Here is a 21,997-nt window from a genome sequence, read left to right on the forward strand (position 1 = left end):
TAACTTATCCTTCAATCGCCCCAATAGCCATCGTTAAACAAATTCGTCAAACGGCTCTTCCCACAGATCCATTTGCTTCAGTAATTCTTCTTCCTCTGCCGACAGTTCGAGCAGCATTCGTATATTAATTCCCAGGCCGTTGGCCAAAGTATAAAGCATATCAATAGAGAGATTATCATTATAGCTGCCACGTTCTACTTTATTAATCGTGCTGCGGCTCATGCTCACTCTATCAGCCAGCTCCTGCTGTTTTAAACCACGCAAAGTTCTGTAAAACGCAACTTTGGCACCGATTAACTTCAATAATTGTTTCAACGTATAAGACATTATTCACACACCTCAAACTACACTAACGGATAATTGACTCTACATTGTTTGCTTACTAATACCATAACAAAAAGACGCGACAGAAGCCTGTCCGAGTAAAGTCAACCTTCATTATTTTCTTATATTTAGTATGTCATAAAACGTTTAATCATGAAACACATTAATAGTCGCCATAATTTACTATATTATCCCAAAATCAAGATAATATATCACATAAATCGACTTAAGTAGAATTTAAACCTGCAAAAATCATGTTACATTCGAGTTATTTCTGTATGCCTGCCCGGTAAAATTACAAGCTAAATATAAAAAGAGCGATGACCTGTATCATCGCTCTTTCGCTTGTTCTATTTATTTCTCCACAAATTCTCTATCGATTTTATCCCAAAATGCCACATGGTGATCGCGTCCAAATTGACCTTCGTTCATATGTGCATCAGGTAAGGTAAATATCATATAGTTTTCGCGGTTCGGATTATATGCTGTCCACTCAGTCTGTTTATTGATTTCACCGGCATTCGCCCAAAGCTGTACCATTTTATCCGCCAGCTTCTGCTGGTCAGCGTTCAATGCGGTATGATGATTTTTATTATACTCACCTTACTTACCGCTCTTATCGCCCGTATATTCGATTACGATGATGGCGCCCTTATTTTCCATTTCTGTAATTGGCTTGCCATCTTTACCGAGAGCATTGCCTCCGTTATCTGTAGCCACATAGAGTTTTGTAGTATCCGGGCTTACGATAACATTGCGGTAACGGTTATTTGTTTTGAACAGTTTTTCTACATCGCCCTGAACCTGTTCCTTCTTGCCATCAAGTTTCACTCGATAGATGGCGCCACTCTTAAGTGTCGTAATGAGTAGCGAATTTTGCCATTCTTTAATTTTCCCATTGTCCGGATAGTAAGTAACGCTGGAAGGCGCAATAGTCGGCCAGCCTACATAGTAAAGCGGTGCATAGGTTTCATCTGCGAAGTTATATCCATTGCGGACAACATTAAAGGATTTGAGCGGATCTTTAAGGTTCGGCGCATTAAAGTCGGTTTCCTGCTGAGTTGGAACGCCTGCCGGAATGTAGTTCGGATCGAATTTTTCCTGTAACTCTTTTGGAGCCTTGGAATAGTTTGCATACACATAGGATTCATTATCTCTAAAGCCTGCCACATATGGCCAGCCATAGTTGCCGCCTTTTTCAATTAGATTCAGCACATCATCCGTAGACGGACCATGTTCTGTCGCAAAGAGCTTATCGCCAACAAACGTGAGCCCCTGGGAGTTGCGGAATCCATAGGCATATACATGACTTTGGACACCATTCAATACAGGATTATCATCAGGAATGGAACCATCTACATTGAGGCGCAAAATTTTTGCCCGGATAAAGACTATAGTCATTATTTGCTACCTGCTCTACCGTCGGTAACATCTGCGACTGAATTTCATCTGCTACGTGAGTCCCCTGATTATGTCCTTGGTCGCCGATAGTATAGTAAAGCTTGCCATCCGGTCCGAAGCGGAGACGACCGGAGTTATGGTCAACGCTTGCAGGTAGATTATCGAGGATAACAGTCTCATCACGAAGTGTCTCTGTCTTAGGATCATAGGTCATGCGGACAATACGGGCATGTTTTTCACCGTTTACTTCATAGGTATAGGCCGTGTAAATATAGTTATTCCCCTTAAGGAACTGTGGATCCAGTGCGAGCCCCAGAACCCCTTGATGAGGCGGTGCTGCAAAAGCATTAGTAAAGGTATACAGTACCGTATGTTTACCTGTTTTTGGATCTACCTTAGAAATCGATTTGTCCTGACGTTCTGTTACCCACAACGAATTGTCCGGACCCCAAAGGACTTCCCATGGAGATCCCAAACCATCTACAAGGACAGTGGCCTTGAAAGGCTCTGCAATATTTACCTTGTCTCCATGAGCTGCCTCAACCGCCATATTAAAGCCTACCGTTGCGGTAATGGCGCAAAAGGCACATAGTGCTGCTGTTGCTAACTTTTTCATACTGTTCTCCTTTCGAATAAAATTTTTTAAAAAAAGACCGATAAGACTAGGTAAATACTAATCTTATCGGTCAATAAAACAACTCAAAATATCCTCTAAGCCGGTATTTATCATGTTTAAAGTTTCATATTGTGTTCATCTCTTCTTTCATTATAAAGAAAAAATGATTACTTGTACATTAAAATCGATTAATTGTACACTAAAATCGATTATTTGTATATTAAAATTGATTACTTGAATATTAAAATTGATTACTTGAATACTTAAATTAATTACTAGTACTCTAAAGTTACTTGCATAAAAAAAGCACCCCATGGCTTGAGCCACAGGGTGCTTTACTTGTTAAGCTAATTCGCTAAACTTAAATTATTTAAGTTCAACAGTTGCGCCAGCTTCTTCCAATTTAGCTTTAAGAGCTTCAGCGTCAGCTTTAGGAAGACCTTCTTTAACTGGTGCAGGAGCGCCGTCAACAACAGCTTTAGCTTCTTTCAAGCCAAGGCCAGTTGCTTCACGAACAACTTTGATAACGCCGATTTTACCAGCGCCAGCGTCTTTAAGAATTACGTCGAATTCAGATTTTTCTTCGCCTGCGCCAGCAGCACCGCCAGCAGCAGCAACAGCTACTGGAGCAGCTGCAGTTACGTTAAATTTTTCTTCGATAGCTTTTACAAGATCATTTAATTCAAGGATAGTTGCTTGTTCCAATTCAGCAACGATGTTTTCAATGTTAAGTGCCATGATATAGTTCCTCCACTAATTCTATTTTGTAATAATGTTTTGTTACTTATTAAGCAACAGTTTCGTCTTTTGCTTCGGCAACAGCTTTTACTGCGTAAGCCACGTTGCGGATTGGAGCCTGAAGCACGGAAAGGAGCATGGAAAGCATACCTTCGTGGTTTGGCAACTTGGCAACGGCTTTAACTTCGTCAGCAGTAACAACTTTACCTTCAACGATACCAACTTTAACTTCAACAGCTTCAGTTTTAGTATCTTTGATGAAGTTTTCGATGATACGTGCAGGTGCAACAGCATCTTCAGAGGATACTGCAAGAGCAGTAGGACCTTCAAGATGTTCAGCGAAACCTTCTAAACCTAATTCATTAACTGCAATGCGAGTCAATGTGTTTTTGATTACTTTGTACTCTACACCTTCAGCCAAGAATTTACGACGAAGATCAGTTACCTGTTCAACAGTTAAGCCATGGTAACCTACGAGTACGGCCCCCTTTGCTTCGGAAAGCTTTGCTTTCATTTCTGCAACGATTGCCTGTTTCTGTGTAGTGACAGCCATTAGAATACCTCCTTATAGATTTTTGGTGATGCTCTATGTACTATCTTAGCGTAAAAAACGACCTCATCACAAGGCCGCGATGAGGTCGTACCGTTTCATAATAGAATTCGGTGTCAGCCTCTGCGGGCGGATAAATTATCCATTATACATACCTGCGGTCTACAGCTAAGAGAACATATATTATTGTTGTTCCTTAGTAACGCTTGTCAATTTGAAAACGTTAAGTGGAACGCCAGGGCCCATAGTAGCGCTCAAAGTAACAGTCTTAATGTACTGACCTTTAGCAGCTGCTGGTTTAGCCTTGAGAATAGTATCTACGATTACGCGGTAATTGTCAAGCAATTTCGCTTCATCGAAAGATGCTTTACCGATTGCGCAAGCAATGATACCTGCTTTATCAGTACGGTATTCAATCTTACCGGCTTTAATTTCATTAACAGCACGAGCTACGTCCATCGTAACGGTACCAACTTTAGGGTTAGGCATTAAACCTTTAGGACCCAAAATTTTACCCAAACGACCAACCTGGCCCATCATATCAGGAGTTGCTACAGCAACGTCGAAGTCGCTCCAGCCACCTTGAATTTTTGCTACTAATTCTTCGGAGCCAACATAATCTGCGCCGGCATCCTCAGCTTCTTTAATTTTGTCGCCTTTCGCAAATACGAGTACGCGTTGAGTTTTACCAGTACCATGAGGTAAAACAACGGCACCACGAACTTGTTGATCAGCGTATTTAGGATCGACGTTCAAGTTGAAAGAGATTTCAACAGTTTCGTCGAATTTAGCAGTTGCAGTTTTCTTAACGAGCTCGATAGCTTCTACTGGTTCGTAGAATTTGCCGGCTTCGATAAGTTTAGCTGCTTCAGCGTATTTCTTACCTACTTTTGCCATCTTAAAATCCTCCTTATGTGGTATAACGGGAATACCCTCCCACCGATATGCGCTCTAACAGCACATGTCGTACGCTAATTAATCAACGATAACAATACCCATGCTGCGTGCAGTACCTTCTACCATACGCATGCCTTGTTCTACAGTATTTGCATTCAAGTCAGGCATTTTAAGTTCAGCGATCTCACGAACTTTATCGCGACTAACTTTTGCTACTTTGTCACGGTTTGGAACTCCGGATCCTTTAGGGATGCCTGCAGCTTTCAATAAAAGAACTGCTGCCGGTGGAGTTTTAGTGATGAAAGTGAAGCTTCTGTCTTCAAATACAGTAATAACAACTGGAATAGTTAAACCAGCCTGTTGTGCAGTGCGTTCGTTAAATTCTTTAACGAATGCCATAATGTTAACACCTGCCTGACCAAGAGCCGGACCGATAGGTGGCGCTGGACTTGCCTTTCCTGCTTCACATTGAAGTTTTACAATTTTTGTAACCTTTTTAGCCATGGTGATTACACCTCCTTGCGATCAAAATGTGGTGGTAACGGAAAACGAAAACGTGTTTTCCTCCCACTGGCGACCACCAAGCCGCCTAAAAAGTTTAGAGTTATATTGTATATATTAAAGATCTTTCTCGATTTGAGAGAAATCTACCTCTACCGATGTTTCACGATTGAACATTTCCACGTCAAGCTTCAATGTCTGTTTTTCGTGATTAATTTCAGTAATTGTACCTAATCTATCTTCAAAGGCACCGGAAGTAATGCGCACTGTTTCGCCTACAACCACATCAACTGTTTGTTTCGGCTCTTTATCGACGCCCTGTGACTTGAGGATATATTCAACCTCGGAATCAGACAACGGCACCGGTTTGGTAGCAGAGCCTACAAAGCCTGTTACACCCGGTGTGTTACGCACTACGTACCAGGAGCGGTCATTTACTTCCATTTCGACTAACACGTAGCCAGGGAAGATTTTGCGCTTAACTACTTTCTTTACGCCATCTTTCTCATCCACTTCATCCTCTACCGGTACAAGGATACGACCAATCGTTTCCTCGAGACCCATGGATTGAACCTTCAGTTCCAGATTAGTTTTTACTTTGTTTTCGTAGCCTGAGTAAGTATGAATAACATACCATTTCTTATCTGCTTCCACGGAAAGGCCTCCTATCCGACAATATGCATCAATAATTGAATGAGTTCGCCGAAGATAGCATCTACGACGCCGATTAAGGCAGCCATGAATACTACGGTAACGAACACCACAATGGTGTAATTGATGAGCTCTTTTCTTGTCGGCCAGACTACTTTTTTGAGTTCAGCTTTCATTTCGCGCCCTAAGCGACCGATGCCGCCTTTGCGCTGCTGTACTGTAGAATTGGATCCTGCCATCATTTCACATCCTTAAATCATAGGGTACTAAGAAAGAAACAATTATTTTGTTTCACGATGTAGCGTATGTTTACCGCAGAATTTGCAGTATTTCATCATTTCAATACGATCAGGATTGTTTTTCTTGTTCTTATTTGTCTGATAGTTACGCTGTTTGCAATCAGTACATGCCATAGTTACTGCATTACGCATCCGGATACACCTCACTTCATAATCTACTTGCCTAAAAACACAATATGCTTATATAGCCTATCACAGCAGGCTATACCTGTCAAGTTTCAGGCAACTTAAAAAAGCCAGGTTTTTACCTGACAACTTATTATAGCAACATTGTATTCTTTTGTCTACACTTATTTTAAGGAATTTTTATTTATTTTCAGCCATTTTTATTCACTATCGATGAAATAAGAGAAATTCCATATACATAAAAACGCGGCGAGTGTAACCTCCACTTACACCCGCCGGTTTTCTTTTTTAGTCAAGTGAAATAATGCGTTTTGGATTTTCTACAGTAACGGAGAAATACTTAGGATTATTATTATGCTCCAAGTGCAGGTCTGTACCATCATATTTACCGCGCCAGCCTACTACTAACGGATACATACGGCTAATTGCCTTAAGTAGTTCAATAGGTTCTAAGTTTAGAATAGGTGCGAAGAGAACATTTACATTGTCCAGCAAAATTACTTCAGAGCCGCACGCCTTCAATGCCTTACACATAACGTCTTTGGCCATCTGTGGTCTTAAATCGCGAGCAATTTCCAAAAATTCCTCTTCAATCAAGTCCTTTGCTTCAATGTACTTCCAACCATCTTGTTCTGCCAACTCACGAATTAACTTACTTTTCCCCGATCCGGGACCGCCGACAACAAATAGAATACGTTCCTCATCGTTAGCCAGTTCTTCCCAGCGGGCTTTAATCTCTTCTGCTGTTACCATTGGTTGACCTCCTCTACTGCAACACTATGTACACCTTATATGATATTATCTCCATCCTTTTCAAGGACACGGGTAATAGTATACCTCAAATAACTCTATATGGACACCATTAATTTTAAAAATAGTAAATTCAAGCTATAAATTACTAACATAAGTCTATATTTTGTCTATAAACTCTATATATACATCTATAAACTAAACCATATCTATATATAGTCTGTTTTAACTACTCATTGTATATCTTTAATTAACGTTCCAATTCGTTATGGGGTCTGTCTGACAGCATAACATTTTTTATGAAATTATCTTTTTCACCAATCACAAAGATTAAGTAGCTGTGAGTGGAGAACGGGTTCTTATAGGAATATACTTCCACTGCATCCCCGTTATTCGCCTTGTCGCTTTCAATCGTTGTTGGCAACCCATATAAATATAATAGTAAATATTTACTGTCGCCGATTGAAATACCGCGGCGTGTAAGCGCCGTACTCTTCGTAATCATAGCGCGTGCAATATAATGGTCCTTGTCATAGCCGATTAAAATATTATCGTAGCTCAAGAAATCTTCATCATACAAGGTGCCGCGCTGTTGCCATTCGTCATCCTGGTTCGTTACAAACGGACGGTTTACTTCATAGCCCATGAGGACAAAGTCCCGACTCGTCAACTCATTCGCCTTAAAGTAGTTTAGTTCCGTGCTCGGTAAATCCAGTTTGGATCGCACTTGGCCATCCAAGAAATCAATCGCCGTTACCTTATTATCCACTAACGTGAATAAAATATAACCGTCACTTTGATCTTCTTCTCGTAATCGTTCACTTAATATCGTCTTGTTACTTAAATTCGCTACGGTACTCGTAAATTCCTTCTTATTATTTCGATTTTTTTCAGCACTTTGTGCATAAACTAAAACCATGGATTTATGAGTTGCGTCACGCCACATCGCCTGTGGTGCGCCATAGGCGAAAAGCACGGTGCCACGGGTCTTTCCAATGCCGATATTGCGGTTTGTTTCGAAGTCGCCGCCGGTAATATGAATGTTCGTCACAGCCCCTACCGGCAAGTTATAATCCAACCCTTCCGTACGCAATACGCGCTGTTGATCCTGAACAGGACCGGCATACACAGTATACGATCCATTTTCACCTGTATACGTAATAAAGGTGCCGTTATTTGTACCGGTTGTACCTCCGCCGATTGCTTTGTAAAGCGGCATCATATCAGAACTGATGGCATCAACATTAAGCGGTTTGCCCAATTGGAACGGGCCCACTACGAAATCAGCAGCTTCCAACGCATTCAATTCATTGGCCGTATAACTGCGCCCCACCGAATTCAAGTCAATCTTATCTTTATCCTTATTTTGTTCCCGCGTTTCCAGAGCCACTTCGATTAATGTTTCCATCTTGCCTACTGCGGCCTTTTCAGCGCGCCAATCAATCGCTTCTGTCGGAGTCGGTCCTTCATTGCCGTCTTTAACTGCGTCGCTTTGCTGCGCATCGGTGCCTTTCGCAGGTACATTTTTCAAGGTCACATCAACCTTATCCGATTTTTTCGCCGCTGCTGCTTCGGCGTCTTTTTTATTTGTTTCGCTATTTGTTTTATTGGTTTCGTCCACCGCTGGTTTTGCGGTATTTACATTCGTGCCGGCGTCTGCTGCGAATACAGGTCCGTTAAATACCGCCCCGGTCCACAACAAAGTCCCCATGAGGGCCGCTACTGCCAGCCGTATATTTTTTCGACTCATATGGCTCCCTTCTTTACGGCATCAATTTGTTGCCGTAACCAATCTGTCCAAGTCTGTAATCCTTCTTGCTTTGTACAGCTCACTTCAAAAAGCGCCACTGTAGGATTTAGATTTTTAATATCTTCTACTGCCTTATCTTTATTAAAAGGTATATATGGCAATAAGTCAATTTTATTTAACAAAACGGCCTTTGACTCTTTAAAAATGAGCGGATATTTAAGCGGTTTATCTTCCCCTTCAGTTACAGACAATACAGTGACCTTCATCGATTCACCGATGGCAAATTCCGCCGGGCAAACCAAATTGCCTACATTTTCGATGACAATCATATCTAAATTATCCAGGTCCAGTTTTTGCAAAGCCTGTTCAATCATGGATGCATCTAGGTGGCAGCCGCCTACTGTATTAATCTGCAATACGGGAATGCCAAGCTTGTGGATGCGGTCCGCATCTTTATCTGTATATAAATCGCCTTCAATAACGGCAATTTTATAATCCTTAGCCAAGTCCTGTAAGGTCGCTTCCAACAGAGAAGTTTTACCGGCTCCCGGTGAGCCTAATAGGTTAAATACAAATATTTTCTTCTCCTGAAACACATGCTGCAAATTTTCAGCCAACGCATCATTTTTTGCCAGCACATTGGTCATTACTTTTACTTCCATAAAAAGCTCCCTTCCCGATTATCTGTGAATCGTACAAGACTGTATGACACAAAGGCGCTCTTCCAACGAAAAGCGCCCTTATATAGTTTAAACGTGTTAATAGTAACCTGCTGATAGCAACTTATATGCCCCTATCAATCCATATCAATGGATGCCACCTGGAGTTCACGGCCTGATTCGGTATGTATAGCTACACTGCCGCAATTCGGGCATTTGAACGTGTAGTTCTCCACTTCAAAATGGGTGGCACAATCGAGGCAACGGCCTGTGAGCGGAACCATTTCCAGTTCCAACTTGGCACCTTCCGCCGCCGTACCTTGGGTAACCGCATCAAAGCAGAAGTGCAACGCCGCCGGTTCAACGCCGGACATAACGCCCAGGCGAAGCTGAATGGCATGAATCACTTTCCCTCCATTTGCTTTCATGGTGTCCAAGGCAATATCTACAATTCCCTCAGCGATTGACATTTCGTGCATGATACGCCTCGTAAATATTTTCTAACAACATAGTGGTAGTTACGGATCCTACACCGCCCGGTACCGGCGTAATCGCCTGCACCACTGCAGTGGCGGATTCGTAATCCACATCACCAACGGTTTTACCGTCCAGATCATTAATGCCCACATCGATAACAACCGCATCCTTTTTCAACATGGAGCCGTCGATCATATGAGCACGACCGGCTGCGGCGATAACAATATCGGCACGGCGTAATTTGTCGGCCAAGTCAGTGGTGCGGGAATGACAGATTGTTACGGTAGCCTGTCGTTCCAACAACATCAAGGCAATCGGTTTGCCAATAACCTGGCTGCGCCCTACAACCACAACGTCTTTGCCATGAATCGGAATTTCGTAGTGGTCCAAAATGGCCATACAAGCACGCGGTGTACAAGGCCAGAAACCGCCTTTACCGCTCATTACTAAGCCGATATTTCGCCAAGTAAGTCCGTCAATATCTTTTTCCGGTGCCAATAAATCCAAAATCGCGTCTTTGTCGATTTGTTCCGGCATCGGCATGAGCGGCAACACGCCGTATACATCAGTTGCTTCATTCCAACGTTTAATTACAGCAGCCACATCTTCAAACGTAGCCGTTTGCGGCAATTGTGCCAAATCCACATTGAAACCGGCCGCTTTCGCGGTCTTCTCCATGAAATGCGCATACATATGAGCCGCTTTATCATCCCCTACCAGCAAAATGCCCAACGTGAGCACAACGCCGGCTTCTTTTAACGCCTGCAGTTTCTCATTCAACGCAAGTTTATGAGCATCTGCAACAGCTTTCCCTCTTAATTCCAACATAAGGTCCTCCTTAAACGGCAAACACGTATCGTAATCGGTAACACATACTTATATTATACTATTATTTATCAAAAATAAGCTGTTCTGAAATCGCATAATTACCTTACAAAGTGAACGGTAATAGTACCGCCCGGCGGTACGGTGCTGCCTGCCGGTTCATCCTGTGAAATAGCATAGCCTGTTCCGTCAGGGATAAATTGCAATTCAGCCTGATGGAGCCAGTCGCGCACTTCACCGGTAGTCCAACCGGTAAAGCTTGGTATGATAATTTCACCCGTATCACTCTTCGTAACCGGCGGTTTGGCCGGACGCGTATCTACAGTATCTTTTAATTTATTTTCCTTCGTTACGGATGGTGACAATTGATAGTAGCGAACCAGTTGACTCATCATATCCTTGAACACCGGCGCCGCAATCTGACCGCCGTAATATACACCGGACGGATCGTCGATGACAACGAGAGCCACGAATCGCGGATCTTCAACAGGCCCCATGCCGATGAAGGACGCAATATAGCGGCCATCCATGTAACCGCCTTTCGGGTTCAGTTTTTCCGCCGTACCGGTTTTACCGGCAAAATGATACCCTTCCACAGCGGCTTTATTACCGCCCCCTTCGGACACTTCTTTTTCCATCATGCCGAAGATTGTATTGGCAATGTCAGCCGGAATTGGCTGGCCTACCTGCTGCGGTTCCGTTACCTGATATGGTGTGCCGTCCGCATTGTTAATAGACTTAATAACATGCGGCGTCATCATCTTGCCTTCGTTGGCGATTGCCCCGAACGCACGCACCATTTGAAGCGGCGTTACGGCAATCCCTTGACCGATGGACATGGATGCCACGTCGTGCTGCGTCATGGTTTCATCTTCGAAAAGAATCCCCGAACTTTCGCCCGGCAATTCGATGCCTGTAGGTTGGCCGAAGCCGAAGTCGCGCACATATTTCTGTAAAATATCTTTACCGGTAGTAAGACCGATTTTAACCATCCCTGTATTCAGCGAGTTTTTGATGATGTCCAGCAAAGTAACATTGCCGTTCCCTTCGCCGTCCCAGTTCTGAATGCGTCGGTCATCGAGCATGATGTAACCTTTATCGTAGTACACCGTATCGACGCTCCATGTGCCCGCCGCCAATGCAGCGGATGCGATAACCGGTTTAAATGTGGAGCCCGGTTCATACATATCTACAACGGCACGGTTTTTGAAATCATTTTCATTGGCATTGCTAAAGTTGTTCGGATTATAGGTTGGACGGTTAGCCATAGCCAAAATTTCGCCGGTTTTCGGATCCATGATGATAATGCTGGCCCCGCTGGCCTTCGTTTCCGCCATAGCCTTATCCAGGGCCCGTTCCGCAATAAACTGAACCGTTGTATCAATAGTAAGGGTGATACTCTTTTCTTTATCCGGCAAGAATTGGGTCAACACGGAACCGAAAATAGCCTTACCGTTTTGGTCAACGGAAATCATTTCCTGGGTCACGCCGCCCTTGATAGTCTTATCGAATTGTTTTTCGATGCCGTCAAGGCCTTCATCATCAGTGCCGACAAAGCCGAGTACTTGTGACAACAGCGGCCCGTTCGGATAGAAACGGCGGCTTTCTTCCTGGAATGCCAGCCCTTCAATTTCATTTTTATTAATAATCTCCTGCACAGCTCTGGATTTTTCAGGATCCATCATGCGGTCAAGCCACACGAACGCTGTATCTTCCTGCAGGCGTTTTATAATTTCTTCTTTCGGAATACGTGTATATGGTGAAATGAGGTCCGCAATTTCTTCCGGACTCTTCTTGATCATCTTCGGATCTCCGTAAAGAGACTGCGTAACAATACTCATCGCCAACGGATTGCCGTTGCGGTCATAAATAGTACCGCGCGGTGATTGGAGCTTGCGCTTCTGTTCCATTTGACTTAAATTTCGTTCGGCCAGCCAACTTTGGTTGAAAATTTGGAGATACACCATGCGCCCCGCCAAAACCAATACGGACAGCATAAGGATGGCCATCAGAATTTTTATATGCTTTTTTATGTTTGTTGATTCCGGTCTTGAAGACTTAACCTTCCTCTGTCTCATCTATTCTGTCGACTCCTTGTAACTTCTCATGCGAATCATGGGAAACATTCGCATTCACTGTATCCGTTTCTTGTTGTTTATGCGCACTGCGTTCTTTAATGCGCTCTATGCGGTGAAGCGCCGCCTCCATGAGTACATCCGGCTCATTAGCCAGTTGTCCGTTCTGAACGCGTTGCAATAAACTTTTTAATATATCTGCTGTTTGAGCGCCTAATTTTTGCGGCAATTCGCGGGGATAGTTTAAATCGCGCGTATGAACCGGCATGCTTTTCGTAATTTCAGCCAAGCATTCTCCAAAGGCCAATGTGCCCTCAGTGGAGCTGTTCGGTATACCGCAACCGATTACATCGGCGGCACACACTTCGGCCATCTGCCGAACCGCCTCTTTCATCTGCTCGCTCTTTCTAAACGTGCCACTGCGCGCTTCTTTACGCATCCACTTCCATGGATCCGATTCCTGATTATTTGCAAAATAATGGAAGCGCATATGGTTTTCCACAAGCCAGCTCACCCGTTCCACCATCTGTTTCGGGTATTGAAGGCGTTCGAGCATAATGGCTGCTAATTGGGCGCCTTCTTTATCGTGACCGTAATCAGTAATACGGCCTTTGTTAAATCCCCGTATGTTCGGAAGCCCCTTGGCTACGTCATGAAGTAAGGCGGCCCAACGGAGCGTTAAGTCCGGTCGGATTGCATCAACTACAGCCAAGGTGTGAACCCAGCCGTCATAGGCGTGGAATTCTTTTTGCTGCGGCAAGTCTACCAGATGGCTGAGCTCCGGTAAAATATCGATTTCCCGTCGAACGCCCTTTTCCAGCACGGAGCAACGGCATTCGTTTAAATGGGATTTTACTAATACATCAAGGCCTTTCGCCACGTAGGGCGTTACTAAGAGGCCATTCAACTCCTGGCGCACTCGTTCCAATGAGAGTCCGGGCACGCGATGGAAGCTCGGTTCCATCCCTTCCAGCAGTGATTTATGAGGCAAAAATCCTAGCTTACCCACAAAGCGGCAAGCTCGGAACAAACGCAACGCATCTTCAGAAAAGCGTTCCTGCGCATCGCCGATAGTGCGCAACACTTTATTCTTTATATCCTTGCGACCACCTACGAGATCCACGATTTCGCCGCCCGCTGTCATGGCCAGGCCGTTCACCGTAAAATCCCGGCGCTGTACATCTTCTTCCAAGGTCTTTGCATACGTTACTTCTTCCGGGCGATGACTGTCAGCACCATATCGTTCCATGCGGTACGTAGCCATTTCATAGGAACCTTCCGGCACCGTCACTACCACTACGCCGAAAGATTTTCCCACCAGGTCCGTCGTTTCGTAACCGGCCTTCTTCATCACTTCAATAATTTCATCAGGATGCGCATTCGTTACAATATCGTAATCATGCGGTGTTGTGTTAAGCAATAAATCGCGTACGGCGCCGCCGATAACATGTCCTTCAAAGCCGGCCTGTTCCAAGGTCGTCAAAATTCGGTGCGCTCCGCGCCACAAACTATCATTCGGTACTGTTACCGAAGTCGTATTGCTAAACCACTTCATAATGCCACCCCCTCATGGTTCATGCCTTCGTATCAGCTATATAACAGGTAAGCGATCTTAATAAAATCGAGTAAACGCTCCCAATTAAATCGGGTAAAAGTTCCTAATTAAATCGGATATACTGACCTGACTAAATAGTCTTATTTCAATATATCATTATAGCATATGCCCGTGCACTTATAAAAAGAAAAAATGATATATCATCAAAGCGTTATAGGAATACTTGACTCCTATACAAACAATCACTTTGACGATATATCATTTAGTATTTCATATGTTGAATATGCAGGCTCTACGCTTACATATTCTTCAATTGTTCAGCAATGCGTTTCGCTGTCTCTGTTACGGCTAAGCCGCCTTCACTGGTTTCGCGCAAGCTGCTTGGCAATGCACGACCGATGCGGTTCATCGCTTCAATAACTTCATCTACCGGAATCTGACTGATAAGTCCGGCCATGGCCATTTCCGCCGCTGTCATAGCATGTACGGCATAAATACCGTTACGTTTTACGCAAGGCACCTCCACCAAACCAGCCACCGGATCGCACACAAGGCCCAACACGTTTTTCAGGCAAAGTGCTACAGCGTTGACGATTTCAGGTGTAGTTCCTTCCAACATAGCTACAACAGCACCGGCCGCCATAGCTGCTGCGGAACCGACTTCCGCCTGACAACCGCCTACAGCACCGGCCACACAGGCCTGGTTGGTAATTACATTACCGATGCCGGCACCTACGAAGAAACCTCGCAAATAAGCGGCATCGTCCATTTCGTGTACATCACCCAAGGCGCACATGCAGCCCGGCATAACACCACAGGAACCGGCTGTAGGACAAGCCACTACGCGGAACATTTTAGCATTCGCTTCATTTACGGCGATGGCATAGGTCATAGCTTTGTACGTTACTTCGCTCATCAACTTTGGCGTATGCTCCATAAGAACAGGTGCCTGACCGCCGGACATGCCGCTCACCGTACGTGTGCGGTCTACAATCCCGTTGCGAACGGAATCTTTAAAAATGTTAATGCGGCGCAATGCTTCCCGTTCAATCACTTCGCGACTTTCACCGGTAGTTTCCATTTCGGCGCGCAATACAATTTCCCACATGGGCAGCTGATGGCTTTCACTCAAATGAGCCAGATCAGCAATGGTTTCATATAAATAACTCATTATTTCACCGCTTTCTCTAAAGGCTCAAAATACATAACGGACTCTACGTCGCGGCTTTGTTGAATTGTTTCCAATACATCTTCACTTACAGGTGAATCCACATTGATCAACATAACAGCATCACAATTTCTACGTTTTCTAAATACACGCATGGACGAAATGTTAATTCCCACATCACCTAATGCTGCCGTTACGCCGGCAATAACGCCGGGGCGGTCATTGTGAAATGTAAGAATGGTATAATCATCACCGGTAATTTCCACTTCCAATGAATTGATGGACGTAATCATAATGCGGCCGCCACCCAATGAACGCCCTACAATTTGCATATGATGACGGTTATCGCCAAACAAATCGAAGCGCACTTCATTTGGATGTCCCCCATCAACAGGAGACTCAACGAACTCATACTTTAAGCCTGCATTCTTCGCCTCTTTAAAAGCGTCACGAATGCGTTCATCTTCCGCATCAAAGCCGAGAAGTCCGCCAATTAATGCACGGTCCGTGCCATGACCTTTATAGGTCTTAGCAAACGAACCATATAGAGTAAGACTTACCTTCTTAGGTTCCGCCTTGAAAATGTAGCGTGCCATTTTTCCAAGTCTGGCAGCGCCGGCCGTATGAGAACTGGACGGTCCTATCATGACAGGACCGATAATGTCAAAAATACTGCTCATGATGTCCTCCTACAAGAAACATTTACCTATTGTCAATGTGCCTTCGATAGCCATCAACAATCTAGTATTTTCCGATATAACTTACTTTTAATTATAGCACAATTTGTTTTTGTGCGGTAGACACATCTATGAGTTTTAGAAATACTTAGTCATGCGTTATTTTGTGAATCTCTGTGATATAATAGAATCAATAATTTATCGTGCATGATTTTATTCATAACGTCCCATATGACAAGGAGTTTACACCATGTATTGTCCAAACTGCGGATCACCCTTACAACCACATCAAAATTTTTGCGGCGAATGCGGTACACAGCTACTGTACAGTCCCCCTCCTCCTATGAACATGCCAGTCACGTCACTGCCTTTTTGGGATAATTTTATGCTTTGTATTACAAAAAAATATTTTACCTTTTCTGGGCGCGCGTCCCGCGGTGAATATTGGAAGTTTCAGGCAGTAGGTTTCGTAATTGCTTTGGCTCTATTTGTAATTGGTTGTATAATAGCGCTTCTAGTGCTCGCGTCGTTAGATCAACGCGAGCGGCCGGACGCCTTTATGTCATTTATCCTTATGGGTACTATCGTCTTTTCTATTTACGGTTTTTTTCTGTTTATCCCTTCATTGGCCCTTGAAGTTCGCCGATTTCACGATGCCGGCTATAGTGCCTGGTGGGTTCTGCTCGGCTTCATTCCTTACGTTGGTCCCTTCGCGGTTATGATTGTATGCGGTGTCTTAGAAACACAGCCATACCCCAATGAATATGGCCCTATTCCGGACTATACGGAAGAATTACAACGAATCAATGAAAAGAAAACCGCTTCTAAAAACAATTAAAAATAATTAAAAAATAATAAAAACAATAAAAAACAGTAAAAGACAATAAAGAAGACGCCACCATAAACATCAACAGCAAAAAAGCCCCATCCAATTTCGGATGGGGCTCGTTTTATATTAATTACTGTTTGTCACCTAAGATAGCGCGCATATCGGCTTCAGGAGTTGTAATTGGATGTAACTGGAATTTTTCTACCAAGATGTTCAATACATTGCTGGACAAGAATTTTGGTAAAGTTGGTCCAATGTAGATATTGCGGATACCTAATGCTAATAGAGTCAAGAGGATACATACCGCTTTTTGTTCGTACCAGGAAAGAACCAATGTTAATGGCAAGTCGTTTACGTCGCATTCGAATGCGCCTGCCAATGCGATAGCTACCTGAATAGCGGAGTACGCATCGTTACATTGACCCATGTCGAGCATACGAGGAATACCGCCGATTTCACCGATTTCAAGGTCGTTGAAACGATATTTACCGCAAGCTAATGTAAGTACAACTGTATCTTTAGGAGTTTGTTTTACGAATTCAGTGTAGTAGTTACGGCCTACTTTAGCACCGTCACAACCGCCAACTAAGAAGAAGTGTTTAATAGCGCCGGCTTTAACTGCGTCGATTACTTTGTCAGCAATGCTGAGCACTGTGCCATGACCGAAACCGGTAGTTACTTCGTGACCGCCGTTGATGCCTGTGAATTCTTGAGGTTCAGAGTAACCGCCAAGTTCAAGCGCTTTTTCAATAACTGCGCTGAAATCTTTAGTGCCGTCTTCGTTAGCTTCTACGTGTTTCAAGCCAGGGAAACCTACCATATCAGTTGTGAAGATGTTGTCTTCATAAGTTTTACGAGGTGGCATTAAGCAGTTAGTTGTGAAGAGGAATGCACCAGGAACGCCGTCGAATTCGTTCTGTTGGTTCTGCCATGCAGTACCGAAGTTGCCTTTTAAGTGTGCATATTTTTTAAGTTCAGGATATGCGTGGCAAGGTAACATTTCACCATGAGTATAAATGTTAACGCCTTTGCCTTCGGATTGTTCAAGTAACATTTTAAGATCGTGTAAATCGTGACCTGTTACTACGATGAAAGGACCTGGTTCTACAGTCAAAGGTACTTTTGTAGGAACCGGAGTGCCGTAGCTTTCAGTGTTAGCTGCGTCAAGAAGAGCCATACATTTTAAGTTTACATGGCCGAATTCCATGAGAAGAGCCAACCAGTCTTCTGCACTGTGATCTTTAGCGAATTCTACAAGGCCTTTTACAAACCAAGCATCTACTTCAGGATCGTCGTAGCCTAATACGGATGCATGCCAAGCGTATGCAGCCATACCGCGCATGCCGAGTAATAATGTGGAGCGTAAGGAAATGATATCTTCCTGACCTACCCAAAGAGCAGTCCAGTCGAAATCTACTGCACTTGGATCGATTGCTTCACGAGCAGCTTCCACGCGGTCAATGAATTCCTGTACACGTTCTTCGTCAAAGTTTACGTTAGTTACGCACATGAATAAACCTTGTTTTAATAATTGGTACTCTTTAGGACCTGCTCCTTTTGCGTCGCAAGCACGTGCAAGACCAACGAGTGCGGAAGTCAATTCATCCTGCTTATTCGCTACCGGTGCTGTTTTACCGCACACGCCCTGAACTGTACAACCACCAGGATTTGCAGACTGTTCGCATTGGAAACAAAACATACTCATATTAGCCTCCTTCTTCGGGACCACCCGAAACTGTTCATTCCTACCACTCAGCAGTAAGAGAAAACTATAAAAAAAAAAAAATATTAACTAAACTATTAACATCACCATTTGAATGTTCTTTGTTTGTGACTATGGTTAAATTATAGTATACTAAAAAAAGAAATGATGTAGCTGGAGCAACATTTTTTGATATTTTACATAGTTTTTAATGAAAGCTTACCATTTCGATATACCATTTATGTATATACGATTATATGTAATGCTTTGAAATATCACTGTTAGCGCTTAATATACGGCGCTTTTAATCTTTGATATATAAAATGCTAACGCTTGCAAGGGCAAACAAACTATATGGCAATAGTTCTACCAACTTAATTGTGCCCTATACTTCGAAATTAATCAATCCATTTTTTCTCAATTACAATAATTTTTGCGAAAAGCATTTATTATCGCGTTTCATCTAATATTGTAATTTACTTACTGTCTGTCATTCAAAGGAGTCTACTATGAGTTTTCCTATAACCGATGCGTTAATTACTCAACATCTGGCTACCTTATTGGCCAGCCCTTTGTTTAATAATTTATCGGAAGATCAATTACGTCATTTTCTGAGCGAACCCAATTTATATATTGAGTCCTATAAGAAAAACAGCTTCGTAGCTATTGCAGGGGAACCGATGGAAGGAATCGGCATTCTCCTCACCGGTCATGTGCACTTAACACGTGAAAACATTTTGGGACAGCGAAGTATCATGACGGAACTCACACCATCCTCCATGTTTGGGGAAGCCATTCTCTTTACAGATATGCCGAACTGGCCGGCCACCTTGGAAACAACGAAAGATAGCGAAGTCCTGTTCGTACCTAAAACAGCCTTTACGTCGTCCTTCAATCACAACGAAGCGTACCAAGTGCAGATCTTAACCAACTTGTTACATGACATGTCTGAAAAAGCGTTGGCCTTAACGCGCAAAGTACACTATCTGTCATTAAAGGGCATGCGGGAACGTATCTTCGCCTACTTAAATGACATGTACCAACGGCAAAAGAAAAATCCGCTCACCTTACCACACAATCGGCAAGAAATGGCGGATGTACTCAATGTATCGCGTACAGCACTGAGCCGCGAATTGGGTCGTTTACAAGACGAACACATTATTGAACTGTCGGGCAAACAAGTTCATATCCTACAAATAGAAACAGTCCGGGAGTATGCTTTTTAGCATATTCTCGGACTGTTTTTTTGTTTGTATTAATACCAAGGTGTTAAATCGAAATCTTCACCAATGGTGATTTTCACATGGGCTTTACCTAAGTAAAGACCAAGCAAGGTCAAGCTCATAGTGCTGATTGGCATGCTGTCATACACTTCCGCCAATTTAGGAAGCAATGGAGAAATTTTTTCCAATACACCGTAAAATTCGTTTTTCTTGTAACTGATTGGACGACTTTGTGCCAACTGTAACAAACGAGTCTGTACATCATGATCCTGAATGTTGGCGCTGCGGAAGTAGCGAGGCATCAAACCTTCGTCGGCAACGGCCAATTTTAAGCGGTTGGACATGAGGCTTTTCACAACGAAGCGGCCTTCCAACATTTGACCTTGTAACGCCCGTTCCAATTCTTCACGAGTGAATCCGTCATAGTTAAATACATATGGATAGGAGTTGCAGAAAATTTCGCCCAGTGTCGTGCGTTCCGGTTCCAAAGCACAGCAACGCAAGTAATCCAGCTGGTTATACATGAACTCTTCGCGAGGCAATTCAGACAAGAACGGTTCGATGTATTTACCTACGTAATGTTTAAAATGTTCTAAGTTGTAATTATTGGAATTGCGGGAATATTGCAAGAGCAAGGCCAACGCCATAATTTGGAAATGGCCCAAGTGGAGATGAGGCAAAATGCGAAGCGCATCAAAGGCCAATAAGTATGGTGTGCTGGACTTAGGTTCCTGCACAACATCCATAAACGCCATAATGGCCGTTTCTTTCATCCAAGGCAATGGGGACGTAACGTACGCCTTCTGCATGCCGAATAATGCTTCTTGCACCACAATATTTTCTAAAAGAGCACGCAGTTCATCACGAGCGGTAATGCCTAAACGAAGTAAGGCTTCCGCTGTGATTTGGCGAACCAACTCTTTCGTTTCATCATTTAAAATACCGAAGGACGCAATGAAGTGTTTCGTACCGAAATCCACTAACTCGTCCATACCGCCGGACTGCGTTTTTTCAGTAGTTGCCACCGTCGCTGCTGCAGTCGTTCCGCTTACGGAACCTCCATTGATGGTGCTTTCACTTGTACCGGCCGTATCAGCCATAGCATGACTGATGCGCGGCATAATGATCGTTGCATCTGTAGCCGTTTCAGAATCCTGCACCTTCACAGGCTGAATTCGACGAGTCAATTCATTGTCAGATACAGTTTCATTCGTTGCAGTAGCGGATGTAAACGCCGCTACACCAATACCGGTACCTGCATTTGCTGTTGCAGTTGCACCTGCTGCCGCTGTATTGCCCGCACTTGCGTTTTTAGGCGCAGCACCTTTATCATGGCCCCAACCTTTTACCATCGGCTGTGTCATTTCTATACTTGCTGCTGATGAAGTGGCACTGCTGTTAACATTTGAAACATTCGAAGTTCCGGTTGAAGCTCGACCGGGTTGGAATCTTGTAACATCAGATGCTGTACTTACAGAATCTGTACTTGGGTAAGATGTTCTCGCGGACGCTGTGTCAACAGTTGCTGCAGCAGTACCTGCCGAAGTCGAATGACCGGCTCGCGCTCCGTGCTGCTCTTCTTCGTGCTTTTGTGCTTCTTCACGATAGAATTCAGCACCATAATCTACGCGACGACGTCGATTATAATAATCTGAATCGGCCACCGCTGCCTCACGAGCGGCAGCTACCTTCTCACGCGCCTTTTCAGGACTCTCGCGGAACATAAAATAACAAATAATGAAAAATAGAACTATAACTCCTAATACTACTAAATATGGAATATAGGCAGACATCAATTTTCCTCCTACTATACGATTAATTACTCTCTTGTATGGTATCACATCTTGCAGGCTTAGCCAATGAAAAAAGCAAAGAAATGTGGTATGGTGCGGAATGAGGTTTCAATATATTTACAACTCATCACATTCTTCACACTTTTTCTAATCACTTTGTCATTCTAATACAAGAAGTTGTTGATTTAATTTTATTTTCATTCTAAGATGAAAGTATAATTGTTCATATCAAGTAAAAGTAGTGTTCTTAACACCAATTGCATTTTTAGCTAAAATCTTATTTAATCGCTATAGGTATATCTAGGACTCTCTAGGGAATTTATGAGTCCATTAAACAAAAATCAAGAAAAATCATCGGGATAACATTATATAATTCTGAAAGTGACCAGAAATACCTTGCAAAAAACTTTT

Annotated in this window: 24 protein-coding genes and 1 pseudogene; 3 read left to right on the forward strand and 22 right to left on the reverse strand. The window is 43.4% G+C overall.

All coding sequences use genetic code 11. The features are described from left to right. Positions 1 to 33: 33 nt before the first annotated feature. The 20 genes from KHZ77_RS01965 to sdaAB form a co-directional block, all read right to left on the reverse strand. Positions 34 to 327, reverse strand: a complete 294-nt coding sequence (locus KHZ77_RS01965) for a helix-turn-helix transcriptional regulator (RefSeq protein ID WP_295195153.1) — start codon at positions 325 to 327, stop codon at positions 34 to 36. A gap of 351 nt (positions 328 to 678) precedes the next feature. Beyond that, positions 679 to 897: a hypothetical protein gene (locus KHZ77_RS01970; protein WP_295195156.1), complete on the reverse strand. Its 219-nt coding sequence runs from the start codon at positions 895 to 897 to the stop codon at positions 679 to 681. A gap of 30 nt (positions 898 to 927) precedes the next feature. Continuing rightward, the gene (locus tag KHZ77_RS01975) at positions 928 to 1,725 is read right to left on the reverse strand and encodes a PQQ-dependent sugar dehydrogenase (RefSeq protein WP_295195158.1); all 798 of its coding nucleotides are present in this window, start codon (positions 1,723 to 1,725) and stop codon (positions 928 to 930) included. Then, positions 1,664 to 2,341: a PQQ-dependent sugar dehydrogenase gene (locus KHZ77_RS01980; protein ID WP_295195160.1), complete on the reverse strand. Its 678-nt coding sequence runs from the start codon at positions 2,339 to 2,341 to the stop codon at positions 1,664 to 1,666. Before KHZ77_RS01980 ends, KHZ77_RS01975 begins: the two co-directional genes overlap by 62 nt. A 366-nt stretch (positions 2,342 to 2,707) precedes the next feature. Further along, positions 2,708 to 3,079: a 50S ribosomal protein L7/L12 gene (rplL, locus tag KHZ77_RS01985; RefSeq protein WP_295195162.1), complete on the reverse strand. Its 372-nt coding sequence runs from the start codon at positions 3,077 to 3,079 to the stop codon at positions 2,708 to 2,710. A 49-nt stretch (positions 3,080 to 3,128) separates the two neighbouring features. Continuing rightward, positions 3,129 to 3,632: a 50S ribosomal protein L10 gene (gene rplJ / locus KHZ77_RS01990; protein WP_295195163.1), complete on the reverse strand. Its 504-nt coding sequence runs from the start codon at positions 3,630 to 3,632 to the stop codon at positions 3,129 to 3,131. Between the two features lie 180 nt (positions 3,633 to 3,812). Beyond that, on the reverse strand, positions 3,813 to 4,526 hold the full coding sequence (rplA, locus tag KHZ77_RS01995) for a 50S ribosomal protein L1 (protein ID WP_295195165.1): 714 nt from the start codon (positions 4,524 to 4,526) through the stop codon (positions 3,813 to 3,815). Between the two features lie 78 nt (positions 4,527 to 4,604). After that, on the reverse strand, positions 4,605 to 5,030 hold the full coding sequence (gene rplK / locus KHZ77_RS02000; RefSeq protein ID WP_295195167.1) for a 50S ribosomal protein L11: 426 nt from the start codon (positions 5,028 to 5,030) through the stop codon (positions 4,605 to 4,607). A gap of 114 nt (positions 5,031 to 5,144) precedes the next feature. Beyond that, positions 5,145 to 5,681 (reverse strand): transcription termination/antitermination protein NusG, encoded by a 537-nt coding sequence (nusG, locus tag KHZ77_RS02005; protein ID WP_295195169.1) that lies wholly within the window; start codon positions 5,679 to 5,681, stop codon positions 5,145 to 5,147. Positions 5,682 to 5,692: 11 nt separating this feature from the next. Further along, the gene (gene secE, locus KHZ77_RS02010) at positions 5,693 to 5,917 is read right to left on the reverse strand and encodes a preprotein translocase subunit SecE (protein ID WP_295195171.1); all 225 of its coding nucleotides are present in this window, start codon (positions 5,915 to 5,917) and stop codon (positions 5,693 to 5,695) included. 42 nt (positions 5,918 to 5,959) lie between these two features. Then, on the reverse strand, positions 5,960 to 6,109 hold the full coding sequence (gene rpmG, locus KHZ77_RS02015; protein ID WP_115310793.1) for a 50S ribosomal protein L33: 150 nt from the start codon (positions 6,107 to 6,109) through the stop codon (positions 5,960 to 5,962). Between the two features lie 282 nt (positions 6,110 to 6,391). Further along, the gene (gene brxF, locus KHZ77_RS02020) at positions 6,392 to 6,856 is read right to left on the reverse strand and encodes a BREX-3 system P-loop-containing protein BrxF (protein WP_295195173.1); all 465 of its coding nucleotides are present in this window, start codon (positions 6,854 to 6,856) and stop codon (positions 6,392 to 6,394) included. Positions 6,857 to 7,103: 247 nt separating this feature from the next. After that, positions 7,104 to 8,603 (reverse strand): hypothetical protein, encoded by a 1,500-nt coding sequence (locus KHZ77_RS02025; protein WP_295195175.1) that lies wholly within the window; start codon positions 8,601 to 8,603, stop codon positions 7,104 to 7,106. After that, positions 8,600 to 9,265 carry a hydrogenase nickel incorporation protein HypB gene (gene hypB, locus KHZ77_RS02030; RefSeq protein WP_295195177.1) on the reverse strand — a complete coding sequence of 222 codons (666 nt, stop codon included), beginning with the start codon at positions 9,263 to 9,265 and terminating at the stop codon, positions 8,600 to 8,602. The genes KHZ77_RS02025 and hypB overlap by 4 nt, the downstream gene beginning before the upstream one ends. 134 nt (positions 9,266 to 9,399) lie before the next feature. Next, positions 9,400 to 9,741 carry a hydrogenase maturation nickel metallochaperone HypA gene (gene hypA / locus KHZ77_RS02035; protein ID WP_295195179.1) on the reverse strand — a complete coding sequence of 114 codons (342 nt, stop codon included), beginning with the start codon at positions 9,739 to 9,741 and terminating at the stop codon, positions 9,400 to 9,402. Further along, a complete protein-coding gene (locus tag KHZ77_RS02040) occupies positions 9,719 to 10,567 on the reverse strand; it encodes a bifunctional 5,10-methylenetetrahydrofolate dehydrogenase/5,10-methenyltetrahydrofolate cyclohydrolase (protein ID WP_295195181.1) in 849 nt (282 codons plus the stop codon). Before KHZ77_RS02040 ends, hypA begins: the two co-directional genes overlap by 23 nt. A 98-nt stretch (positions 10,568 to 10,665) precedes the next feature. Further along, entirely contained in the window at positions 10,666 to 12,573 is a 1,908-nt protein-coding gene (locus tag KHZ77_RS02045; RefSeq protein WP_295195183.1) for a penicillin-binding transpeptidase domain-containing protein, read from the reverse strand. 49 nt (positions 12,574 to 12,622) lie between these two features. Then, positions 12,623 to 14,194, reverse strand: a complete 1,572-nt coding sequence (locus tag KHZ77_RS02050) for an HD domain-containing protein (RefSeq protein ID WP_295195185.1) — start codon at positions 14,192 to 14,194, stop codon at positions 12,623 to 12,625. Positions 14,195 to 14,492: 298 nt separating this feature from the next. Next, the gene (sdaAA, locus tag KHZ77_RS02055) at positions 14,493 to 15,365 is read right to left on the reverse strand and encodes an L-serine ammonia-lyase, iron-sulfur-dependent, subunit alpha (RefSeq protein ID WP_295195187.1); all 873 of its coding nucleotides are present in this window, start codon (positions 15,363 to 15,365) and stop codon (positions 14,493 to 14,495) included. Next, positions 15,365 to 16,042, reverse strand: coding sequence for an L-serine ammonia-lyase, iron-sulfur-dependent subunit beta (gene sdaAB, locus KHZ77_RS02060; protein ID WP_295195190.1), 678 nt, complete (start codon positions 16,040 to 16,042; stop codon positions 15,365 to 15,367). Before sdaAB ends, sdaAA begins: the two co-directional genes overlap by 1 nt. Positions 16,043 to 16,289: 247 nt before the next feature. Here sdaAB and KHZ77_RS09525 point away from each other — a divergent pair. Both KHZ77_RS09525 and KHZ77_RS02065 read left to right on the forward strand, forming a co-directional pair. After that, positions 16,290 to 16,355: pseudogene (locus KHZ77_RS09525) on the forward strand (zinc-ribbon domain-containing protein); the annotation flags it as partial. Positions 16,356 to 16,424: 69 nt separating this feature from the next. Next, positions 16,425 to 16,877, forward strand: coding sequence for a DUF805 domain-containing protein (locus tag KHZ77_RS02065; protein WP_295195193.1), 453 nt, complete (start codon positions 16,425 to 16,427; stop codon positions 16,875 to 16,877). A 121-nt stretch (positions 16,878 to 16,998) separates the two neighbouring features. On the opposite strand, the gene hcp is transcribed toward KHZ77_RS02065, so the two are convergent. Next, complete coding sequence (hcp, locus tag KHZ77_RS02070; RefSeq protein ID WP_295195195.1) at positions 16,999 to 18,573, reverse strand: hydroxylamine reductase; 1,575 nt, start codon at positions 18,571 to 18,573, stop codon at positions 16,999 to 17,001. Positions 18,574 to 19,079: 506 nt separating this feature from the next. On the opposite strand from hcp, the gene KHZ77_RS02075 reads away from it, so the two are divergent. Then, a complete protein-coding gene (locus KHZ77_RS02075; protein ID WP_295195197.1) occupies positions 19,080 to 19,796 on the forward strand; it encodes a Crp/Fnr family transcriptional regulator in 717 nt (238 codons plus the stop codon). Positions 19,797 to 19,825: 29 nt separating this feature from the next. Here KHZ77_RS02075 and KHZ77_RS02080 read toward each other — a convergent pair whose 3' ends face one another. Further along, the gene (locus KHZ77_RS02080; RefSeq protein WP_295195199.1) at positions 19,826 to 21,517 is read right to left on the reverse strand and encodes an LPO_1073/Vpar_1526 family protein; all 1,692 of its coding nucleotides are present in this window, start codon (positions 21,515 to 21,517) and stop codon (positions 19,826 to 19,828) included. Positions 21,518 to 21,997 lie beyond the last annotated feature (480 nt).

It is taken from the genome of Veillonella sp. (assembly GCF_018364065.1).
Lineage (GTDB): Bacteria > Bacillota > Negativicutes > Veillonellales > Veillonellaceae > Veillonella_A.

What these genes read in the sequence shown, in the direction of transcription:
- KHZ77_RS01965 (WP_295195153.1), bottom strand. Translation starts at nt 327, where the DNA reads ATGTCTTATACGTTGAAACAATTATTGAAGTTAATCGGTGCCAAAGTT.
- KHZ77_RS01975 (WP_295195158.1), bottom strand. Translation starts at nt 1,725, where the DNA reads ATGACTATAGTCTTTATCCGGGCAAAAATTTTGCGCCTCAATGTAGAT.
- KHZ77_RS01980 (WP_295195160.1), bottom strand. Translation starts at nt 2,341, where the DNA reads ATGAAAAAGTTAGCAACAGCAGCACTATGTGCCTTTTGCGCCATTACC.
- rplL (WP_295195162.1), bottom strand. Translation starts at nt 3,079, where the DNA reads ATGGCACTTAACATTGAAAACATCGTTGCTGAATTGGAACAAGCAACT.
- rplJ (WP_295195163.1), bottom strand. Translation starts at nt 3,632, where the DNA reads ATGGCTGTCACTACACAGAAACAGGCAATCGTTGCAGAAATGAAAGCA.
- rplA (WP_295195165.1), bottom strand. Translation starts at nt 4,526, where the DNA reads ATGGCAAAAGTAGGTAAGAAATACGCTGAAGCAGCTAAACTTATCGAA.
- rplK (WP_295195167.1), bottom strand. Translation starts at nt 5,030, where the DNA reads ATGGCTAAAAAGGTTACAAAAATTGTAAAACTTCAATGTGAAGCAGGA.
- secE (WP_295195171.1), bottom strand. Translation starts at nt 5,917, where the DNA reads ATGGCAGGATCCAATTCTACAGTACAGCAGCGCAAAGGCGGCATCGGT.
- rpmG (WP_115310793.1), bottom strand. Translation starts at nt 6,109, where the DNA reads ATGCGTAATGCAGTAACTATGGCATGTACTGATTGCAAACAGCGTAAC.
- brxF (WP_295195173.1), bottom strand. Translation starts at nt 6,856, where the DNA reads ATGGTAACAGCAGAAGAGATTAAAGCCCGCTGGGAAGAACTGGCTAAC.
- KHZ77_RS02025 (WP_295195175.1), bottom strand. Translation starts at nt 8,603, where the DNA reads ATGAGTCGAAAAAATATACGGCTGGCAGTAGCGGCCCTCATGGGGACT.
- hypB (WP_295195177.1), bottom strand. Translation starts at nt 9,265, where the DNA reads ATGGAAGTAAAAGTAATGACCAATGTGCTGGCAAAAAATGATGCGTTG.
- hypA (WP_295195179.1), bottom strand. Translation starts at nt 9,741, where the DNA reads ATGCACGAAATGTCAATCGCTGAGGGAATTGTAGATATTGCCTTGGAC.
- KHZ77_RS02040 (WP_295195181.1), bottom strand. Translation starts at nt 10,567, where the DNA reads ATGTTGGAATTAAGAGGGAAAGCTGTTGCAGATGCTCATAAACTTGCG.
- KHZ77_RS02045 (WP_295195183.1), bottom strand. Translation starts at nt 12,573, where the DNA reads ATGGCCATCCTTATGCTGTCCGTATTGGTTTTGGCGGGGCGCATGGTG.
- KHZ77_RS02050 (WP_295195185.1), bottom strand. Translation starts at nt 14,194, where the DNA reads ATGAAGTGGTTTAGCAATACGACTTCGGTAACAGTACCGAATGATAGT.
- sdaAA (WP_295195187.1), bottom strand. Translation starts at nt 15,365, where the DNA reads ATGAGTTATTTATATGAAACCATTGCTGATCTGGCTCATTTGAGTGAA.
- sdaAB (WP_295195190.1), bottom strand. Translation starts at nt 16,042, where the DNA reads ATGAGCAGTATTTTTGACATTATCGGTCCTGTCATGATAGGACCGTCC.
- KHZ77_RS02065 (WP_295195193.1), top strand. Translation starts at nt 16,425, where the DNA reads ATGCTTTGTATTACAAAAAAATATTTTACCTTTTCTGGGCGCGCGTCC.
- hcp (WP_295195195.1), bottom strand. Translation starts at nt 18,573, where the DNA reads ATGAGTATGTTTTGTTTCCAATGCGAACAGTCTGCAAATCCTGGTGGT.
- KHZ77_RS02075 (WP_295195197.1), top strand. Translation starts at nt 19,080, where the DNA reads ATGAGTTTTCCTATAACCGATGCGTTAATTACTCAACATCTGGCTACC.
- KHZ77_RS02080 (WP_295195199.1), bottom strand. Translation starts at nt 21,517, where the DNA reads ATGTTCCGCGAGAGTCCTGAAAAGGCGCGTGAGAAGGTAGCTGCCGCT.